We start from the raw sequence: 8,902 nt of genomic DNA on the forward strand, positions 1-8,902 counted from the left end.
CTTTGGCCACATTGGCGTTGGTTTCTTTCAGCTGACCGTAGTTAACGGCGTCGGTATCGTCGGTACCGGCAGCTACGTTGGTCACTTTGTTGCCGGCGTTGTTCAAACCGTCTTTGGTCAGTTTGACATCACCTGCTTTAACGCCGTCTTGGGTCAATGCAACATCGTCGCCTACTTTTACACCGTCGTTGTTAACGGTGGTGTCGCCGGCTTTGACGCTGTCTACGACCAGGTCTTTGTTCAGCTTAACGGTCACTTTATCGTCTTGGGCTTCGGTGGTGATGTTGTCGTCGCCGGCAACGGTCACGGTGGAGCCGAGTTTTTCGATATTGGTGCTGCCGCTGTCGCCGCTGAAGGTCAGGCCTTTAGTGTCAACGGTGGTTTTGGCGTCCACACCTTTTTGGATGTTATCTTTAGTACTTTGAGCAAGATCGATACTGTACTCAGTTGTGACTGCACCATCGGCTGCGGTTGTAGCATTGGAGGTCAAATTCAAAGCATTGGAAACTTGTACCGTTGCTTTATCTGCGCTGACGGTATAAGTGGTTTCTTTGCCTGAAGTTGTCTTATTGACATGCGTGTTGCTGCCTGCCTCCACCTTGGTTGTGGTTTTGGCATTATTGATGGCATTGGCTACATCGCCGACAGTCGCTACACCGGCAGTCGGTGCGGACACTGTGCCATTATTATCGACAGACAATGAGCCTTGAGTGACGTTGATTTGAACTTTTGATGCATTCTCGCCATCGGTGATTGCAACGGTCGTCAAATTGCCATCGGCGTAGTTGACTGTACCGTTGTTGTTGATACGGGATTTGTCTGTACCGTTTTGTTGGATATTGTGTCCAACATTGTTCATAACGGTGTACAGCTGGCTACCATTGACCGCATCGGTCGAAGTGGCGGAAATACGGCCTGCGGCAACATTCTGGATTTGGCGTTCATTGCCTGCACTGCCTACAGAAACCGCGCCTGTTTTAGCGGATGAAGAAGCTGCATAGCTGACATTAGTCGTCGTACCGCTATCGTTTTTGAATGTTGCATTTTTAGCTGTTGCATCAAAATTATTGGCAGTGCCAACAGCACCATTACCCAATGCAACAGAGCTACCAACCGTAGTCGTCGCGCCACTACCCAAAGCAACTGAATCGCTTCCAGTCGCTTTTGCATTATTACCGCCGGCAAAACTATTCTGCCCGGCAGCTTGGGCTGAGGAACCAATAGCGGTGGAATAAAGGCCTGAACTGTTTGCCTGCTTACCAATGGCGATAGAATAAGCTTGCGTTGTCTGCGCCTGATGACCGATTGCAACAGAATCATCACCGACTGCATTGGACAAATAGCCCATTGCCGTACCGTTATTTTGTGCCGCTGCCCTTGCACCGACAACGGTTGCATTTTCGTAGTTGGCTCTACTGTGAGCACCGACGACTACAGAGTAATTGTAATTATTTTCCGTATTCAAACCTATGGCGATAGAACCTGTACCGCGGGAATTGGCATTAGAGCCTAAGGCAACAGCGCCAACAGTTCTCGAAGTTACCGTTGCATTTGGACCAACAGCAACAGAATCTTCGCCAAGTACGTTGGCATTATGACCCAAGGAAACACTACCCGTCGCACCAGTGCTTGTTGCCGCATTCGGTCCGATAGCAATCGAATTGGTTGCTTTTGCACCGTCATTGTTCCAGTTTTTCGTACCGTCAGTTTTGCCTTCTTCTGACTTAACAGAGAAATAGCGGACACGCTCAATTGCACTCAAAACGCCATAAAGTTGAGAGCCGTTGATAGCATCAGTAGAAGTAGCAGAAATATCGCCAGGGGATACATTGATGATTTGGCGTTCGTAACCTTTAGAACCGACAGACACAACATCACCGGCATCGGTAGTTTGACCGCCTGCCCAAGTATAGGTTACACCCATAATTTCGCGTTGAACGTATGCCTGACCTTCTTTATCGGTTTTAGAAGCCGTACCCAAAGCCACAGAGTTCAGCAAAGTAGCCTTCGCACCTGTACCCAAAGCTACACCACCAAAGGCAGTGGCCTGAGATTTGGTACCGATAGCCAGAGACAAATCGGCAGATGAATTAGACTGCACACCTAATGCAACAGAACCTTGACCGGCAATAGTATTACCATAAGAACCGCCATACATCGTATCACCAGTCATCTCTTTATAAATATCACGCAGACTTTTACCGCTCAGCGTATATTCACCGGTCTTTGCACCTTTTTCATTATAGTTGATGAATTTATCCGTTGCATTGCCAGAATATCGAGTACCACCTACCGCATCTAAATCATCACCACCAATAGCAACAGATGAATTACCATTAGCCACGACATTACCACCAACCGCAATAGATTGGTCTCCCTTTGCCCACGCACCCTCAGGTCTGCCCTGTTTATCAACACGGTTACCTGAACCAATAGCAATAGACTGAGTTATCTTAGAACTACTTGAATCGCCTACTCGAGCCGTATTACCAATAGCAATATTATTGTGAGTTACATTCACATTCATACTATTTTGGGAGAGAACCTCAGATGCACGTCCAATAGCAATCGTACCAAGGCCGGTTGCATTCGCGTCTGCACCAAGTGCAATAGCACTTGATGGCGCACTACCCGAAGCTGGAGAATTTGCCACTGCACTTTTACCGATGGCAATGGTATTTCCAGTTTGAGCTTGGGCTGAATTACCTATGGCAATAGCGTTACCTTGATTGGCTTGTGCCGTTAATCCTACCCCTAATGCACCAACACCTGTTGCTGTTGCACCGCTGATCGCAGTAGCACTAGTTGTGTTATCAACTTCAATTCGTCCAACCTGAGCAGTTGCCGCATATGCATTGCTTGCCCCAAAAAGAGCTGCCGAAATTACTGTCAATCTGAAAACTGTCGCGATACCATTTTTACCGGATTCGGCAGATACATCTGTACTGTTTTGTTCTGCAGACGATTTCACACGGCCTTTGGCCAATTCGGAAGTTACGACAAAAGATTGAATCGTACGGTTCCAAACAACTTTAAATATCTTATTCATAGGTGTGTCTTTCTCTTTTTATGATAGGTAAAAGCGTGAGCATGAGCATGACGCTACTTTAAGAATTTATGCGGGGGTTTCCCAGCAAAATGCTTATCTCAAGCTGACGTTTATTGTCACTTTGAGACAAAATTTAGGCTTTTGACTATCCCGCAACGGTATAGTATTTCATACTTACAAAATATCCGCTAGTCTAAAATATCAACCGATTATCTTTAATTTTTAAACAAAATCATGACGTTTGAACAGAAAAACCAATCATCAAAAGTTCTCCAGTCATGTTTTTATTAATAAGCGTAATGTTGTATTCCGTCGACAAGTCATTAGCAATCACAGTAATCATGCAAGCAACGTGCCAATCGCTCGGAATTTTATTTAAAATGAATTATTTTTAAAAAAAATGGGAAAGGCCGTCTGAAAGATTTCAGACAGCCTTTGATGAAATGATTTTGAACAATTGCTTAATTGAATAATTTGTTTTTTGAGCTATCAATAAAATTGGCAATATGCTTTTAATACGTCATAGAAAGAATACGCATATCCCTACTTATACAGACGCGGATGGTTTTACAAACCGAATACGGCAATATCGCCCTTGCCTTGACGAATCAGCTCAGTGCCATCGGTCATGTCGATAACTGTCGTCGGCTCAGTACCGCACCAGCCACCATCAATAACCAGATCGACAGCATGTTCAAGACGGTCTCGGATTTCGTATGGATCAGTCAATGGCTCTTCGTCTTCAGGAAGCATAAGGGTGCAACTTAAAATAGGTTCGCCCAATTCTTGCAAAAGCGCCAAGGCAGTGGCGTTATAGGGAACACGCAGGCCGATGGTTTTGCGCTTGGGGTGAAGCGTGCGATTGGGTACTTCTTTGGTTGCCTGCAGGATAAAGGTATAACTGCCGGGCGTAGCTGCTTTGAGCTGGCGAAATTGGGCATTATCTACTTTGGCGTAAGTACCTAATTCGCTCAAATCGGCACACATCAGGGTCAGATGGTGTTTTTGATCGATTTTACGAATCGCGAGAATGCGCTCCATCGCGGTTTTATCGCCCAGTTTGCAGCCCAGCGCATAGCAGGAATCCGTAGGGTAAACGATGACGCCGCCACTGCGGACAATATCGGCGGCTTGCTTGATGAGGCGGTCTTGGGGATTATCGGGATGGATGGCGAAAAATTGTGCCATGTTTTTTTCCTTATCATTCTAATGGTTTGCTGTTTGGTATTTTAAAACTTATTTGGCCGTCTGAATATTGGATTTCCACCACCATGAATGGATTTAGCCTCAGCTACAACACAGCTGCATCCAGTGATACCTTATATATCATTTTGGTTTACCGGCCGATATCGAAAGTCAATTTAATACACTATATAATGCATTATTTTGTTTGAAAGTCATCTCAATGCCTGCTTCTTCCCTACCTTCCCGCCGCTTGTCTGTTGCCCCCATGCTTGATTGGACAGACCGACACTATCGCTTTATGGCGCGACAAATTACACGCAATGCTTGGCTTTATAGCGAAATGGTCAACTCAGGCGCGGTGGTTTACGGAGATAAAGACCGCTTTTTGAGTTTCAACGAAGGCGAGCAACCGGTAGCTTTACAGCTTGGCGGCTCAGATCCGCATGACTTGGCAATCGCTGCCAAAGCGGCTGAAGCGTATGGCTATAATGAAGTCAACCTAAATTGCGGCTGCCCCAGCCCACGCGTACAAAAAGGCGCTTTCGGCGCTTGCCTGATGAATGATGTAGATTTAGTGGCAGATTGTTTGAACGCGATGCAGGATGCAGTTGAAATTCCGGTAACGGTCAAACACCGCATCGGCGTAGACAGACAGACAGAATATCAAGTCGTGGCAGATTTTGTGGGAACATTACACAAAAAAACAGCCTGCCGCACATTTATCGTCCATGCACGCAATGCTTGGCTGGACGGTTTATCCCCGAAAGAAAACCGCGAAGTCCCACCACTCAGATATGAATACGTCTACCGCTTGAAACAAGATTTTCTCGACTTGGAAATTTTGATTAACGGCGGCATCACCACCAACGAAGAAATCGCCGAACATCTGAAATTTGTCGATGGTGTCATGATTGGGCGCGAGGCTTATCACAATCCAATGCTGATGCGTGATTGGGATGCACTGTTTTACAACGACACACACACACCAATCCAATACGCAGATTTAGCAGCTTGGCTATACGCATACAGCCGCGAACAAATCGCCTCAGGGCGCGGCACCATCCTACGCCACATCGTCCGCCATGCACTAGGCTTAATGCACGGCCTAAAAAATGCCCGTACTTGGCGCCGTATGCTCTCAGATGCCGCCTTGCTAAAAGACAACGACGGCAGCCTGATTCTAGACGCATGGAAAGAAGTCGAACGCGCAAATATTTGGGATTAATGCCATATAGTGCGAATAAATGAAAGGCCGTCTGAAACATCCAATGATGCTTCAGATGGCCTTTTAAATTACAACAGTCTGCTAAAGATATATTCATTTCTCTTTGGCTACTATTGCGATTAATTCATCAAATAAATTCAAAACATAATCTAAGCATAAAAAAATGCGGCCTAAATAGGCCGCATTTACTTTGCTTCGTCTTTTCAGACGGCCTTTTCAGGCCATCTGAAAGTCAGATTACCATTGGTAACCAACTGCTGCGGTAGCACCGAAGTGACCACGTGAGTTGCCGGAAGCAGTACCTTTGATGATCCAGTTACCACCATCGGAGATGCTAGAGAAGCCGACAGCGTAACCGGTTTCACCGCGGTAGTGACCGCCACCGATAGCCAACATGCTCTTACCTGGCAAGTAAGCTTGTGGCAGACCGGCAGTAGCCAAGGCTTGAGCCACACCTGCGCGGGCGTTGTTGTCAACCTTGTTCACATTGCTGTTCACATCGCCGAATTTTTGGTTCAGCTGGTCAACGTTAACCGCATCAGTACCGTTCTTACCTGGAGCAACATTTTTAATAGTAGTGTTGCCGGCATCGATACCACCTTGGTTGATGGTTACAGGACCTGCTTTCAGTTCGTTAGTAGTAACACTGTTAACGGTCAGATCAGGGTTCAAGCTGACTTTCAGCGCATCGCCGTCTTTCTTAACGAAGATGTTTTGAACTTCTTTCTCTGAAGTCTTACCGGTTGCTTTGTCGAATACTTGAACTTTAGTACCCGCATCACCTTTAATCTGAATAGTGTTATTCAGTTTTTTGGAGATAGAACCGTCAGTAGTACCAGTCTCGTCAACCAGACCGAAGGTGCCGTCAGCATCTTTACCATCTTTACCGTCTTTACCATCTTTCACGGTTGCAGTAGTAGTAGAGATGACTTTACCGTCTTTATCGAAGTTGTTGATAGTGATGGTAGAAGTACCTTTAGCTTCATCACGCTCAACCTTACCTTCAGCAGACTTACCGTTTTCACCGGTATCACCTTTAGCACCAGTATCACCTTTAGCACCATCTTTAACAACAGTAGTAGTAGTGTTACCGTTACCATCTTTGATGGTTACAGTGTGAGTACCGTCACCGTTGTCTTTAACTTCAGCTTCAGCATTCTTACCGTCTGCACCAGTTGCACCGGTTGCACCATCTTTAACGACAGTAGTAGTAGTGTTACCGTTACCGTCTTTGATGGTTACAGTGTGAGTACCGTCGCCATTGTCTTTAACTTCAGCTTCAGCGTTCTTACCGTCGGCACCAGTTGCACCGGTATCGCCTTTGGCACCAGTTGCACCGTCTTTAACGATGGTAGTAGTGGTGTTACCGTTACCGTCTTTGATGGTTACAGTGTGGGTACCGTTGCCGTTGTCTTTAACGTCAGCTTCAGCGTTCTTACCGTCTGCACCAGTTGCACCAGTATTACCAGCTTCACCTTTGGCACCAGTTGCACCGTCTTTAACAATGGTAGTAGTGGTGTTACCGTTACCGTCTTTGATGGTTACAGTGTGGGTACCGTCGCCGTTGTCTTTAACGTCAGCTTCAGCGTTCTTACCGTCTGCACCAGTGTCACCTTTAGCACCAGTTGCACCGTCTTTAACGATGGTAGTAGTGGTATTACCGTTACCGTCTTTGATGGTTACAGTGTGGGTACCGTCGCCGTTGTCTTTAACGTCGGCTTCAGCGTTCTTACCGTCTTTAACGATAGTGGTAGTAGTTTTACCGTCACCGTCAACGATGGTCACTGTATGAGTACCGTCGCCATTGTCTTTAACATCGGCCTTGGCATTCTTACCATCGGCACCAGTTGCACCAGTATTACCAGCTTCACCTTTAGCACCAGTTGCACCATCTTTAACGATGGTAGTAGTGGTATTACCGTTACCGTCTTTGATGGTTACAGTGTGAGTACCGTCGCCGTTGTCTTTAACGTCGGCTTCAGCGTTCTTACCGTCTGCACCAGTTGCACCATCTTTAATGATGGTTGTAGTGGTGTTACCGTTACCGTCTTTGATGGTTACAGTATGAGTACCGTCGCCGTTGTCTTTAACGTCGGCTTCAGCGTTCTTACCATCTGCACCAGTGTCACCTTTGGCACCAGTTGCACCGTCTTTAACGATGGTAGTAGTGGTGTTACCGTTACCGTCTTTGATGGTTACAGTATGAGTACCGTCGCCGTTGTCTTTAACGTCGGCTTCAGCGTTCTTACCATCTGCACCAGTGTCACCTTTGGCACCAGTTGCACCATCTTTAATGATGGTTGTAGTGGTGTTACCGTTACCGTCTTTGATGGTTACAGTGTGGGTACCGTCGCCGTTGTCTTTAACGTCGGCTTCAGCGTTCTTACCGTCGGCACCAGTTGCACCATCTTTAATGATGGTTGTAGTGGTGTTACCGTTACCGTCTTTGATGGTTACAGTGTGGGTACCGTTGCCGTTGTCTTTAACGTCGGCTTCAGCGTTCTTACCGTCGGCACCAGTTGCACCGTCTTTAACGATGGTGGTAGTGGTGTTACCGTCACCGTCGGTGATGGTTACAGTGTGGGTGCCGTTGCCGTTGTCTTTAACATTGGCTTGTGCATTCTTACCGTCTGCACCAGTGTCACCTTTCGCACCAGTTGCACCGTCTTTAACGATGGTAGTAGTGGTGTTACCGTCACCGTCGGTAATGGTTACAGTGTGGGTGCCGTTGCCGTTGTCTTTAACATTGGCTTGTGCATTCTTACCGTCTGCACCAGTGTCACCTTTCGCACCAGTTGCACCGTCTTTAACGATGGTAGTAGTGGTGTTACCGTCACCGTCGGTAATGGTTACAGTGTGGGTGCCGTTGCCGTTGTCTTTAACATTGGCTTGTGCATTCTTACCGTCTGCACCAGTGTCACCTTTCGCACCAGTTGCACCGTCTTTAACGATGGTAGTAGTGGTGTTACCGTCACCGTCGGTGATGGTTACAGTGTGGGTGCCGTTGCCGTTGTCTTTAACATTGGCTTGTGCATTCTTACCGTCTGCACCAGTTGCACCGGTGTCACCTTTTTCACCGGTTGCACCAGTAGCGCCAGTAGCACCGTCTTTACCGTTTTTACCGTCTTTAACGATGGTAGTAGTGACTGAGCCATCACCTAGATTAGTAATAGTGATGGTATGGGTACCGTCACCATTATCTACAACTTCACCTGTGATGCTGTCGCCTTTGTCGCCTTTAGCGCCGGCTGCACCAGTGTCACCTTTATCGCCTTTAGCACCGGCTGCACCAGTGTCACCTTTAGCGCCGGCTGCGCCAGTGTCACCTTTGTCGCCTTTAGCGCCGGCTGCGCCAGTAGCGCCGTCTTTACCATCTTTACCGTTTTTACCGTCTTTAACGATAGTAGTAGTGACTGAGCCATCACCTAGATTAGTAATAGTGA

At 47.0% G+C, this 8,902-nt stretch carries 4 protein-coding genes; 1 reads left to right on the forward strand and 3 read right to left on the reverse strand.

The genetic code is table 11. From position 1 onward, the window contains the following. Nucleotides 1–3,049: ESPR-type extended signal peptide-containing protein (locus tag DBY95_RS10465; RefSeq protein ID WP_199903886.1), on the reverse strand; the 3,049-nt coding region annotated here is incomplete at its 3' end. A gap of 567 nt (nt 3,050–3,616) precedes the next feature. Then, nucleotides 3,617–4,237 (reverse strand): L-threonylcarbamoyladenylate synthase, encoded by a 621-nt coding sequence (locus DBY95_RS10475; protein ID WP_107724252.1) that lies wholly within the window; start codon nt 4,235–4,237, stop codon nt 3,617–3,619. A 217-nt stretch (nt 4,238–4,454) separates the two neighbouring features. Here DBY95_RS10475 and dusA point away from each other — a divergent pair, with 217 nt between their 5' ends. After that, entirely contained in the window at nt 4,455–5,459 is a 1,005-nt protein-coding gene (gene dusA / locus DBY95_RS10485) for a tRNA dihydrouridine(20/20a) synthase DusA (protein WP_107724253.1), read from the forward strand. Nucleotides 5,460–5,696: 237 nt separating this feature from the next. Here the strand turns inward: dusA and DBY95_RS10490 are convergent. Next, a partial coding sequence (locus DBY95_RS10490) for a collagen-flanked surface repeat-containing protein (protein WP_107724254.1) occupies nt 5,697–8,902 on the reverse strand: 3,206 nt, incomplete at its 5' end.

Origin of the sequence: Neisseria subflava (assembly GCF_003044935.1) — a bacterium.
In the GTDB taxonomy this organism is placed as follows: domain Bacteria; phylum Pseudomonadota; class Gammaproteobacteria; order Burkholderiales; family Neisseriaceae; genus Neisseria; species Neisseria subflava_E.

Coding starts and splice junctions, on each gene's coding strand:
- DBY95_RS10475 (WP_107724252.1), bottom strand. CDS start 4,237: ATGGCACAATTTTTCGCCATCCATCCCGATAATCCCCAAGACCGCCTC.
- dusA (WP_107724253.1), top strand. CDS start 4,455: ATGCCTGCTTCTTCCCTACCTTCCCGCCGCTTGTCTGTTGCCCCCATG.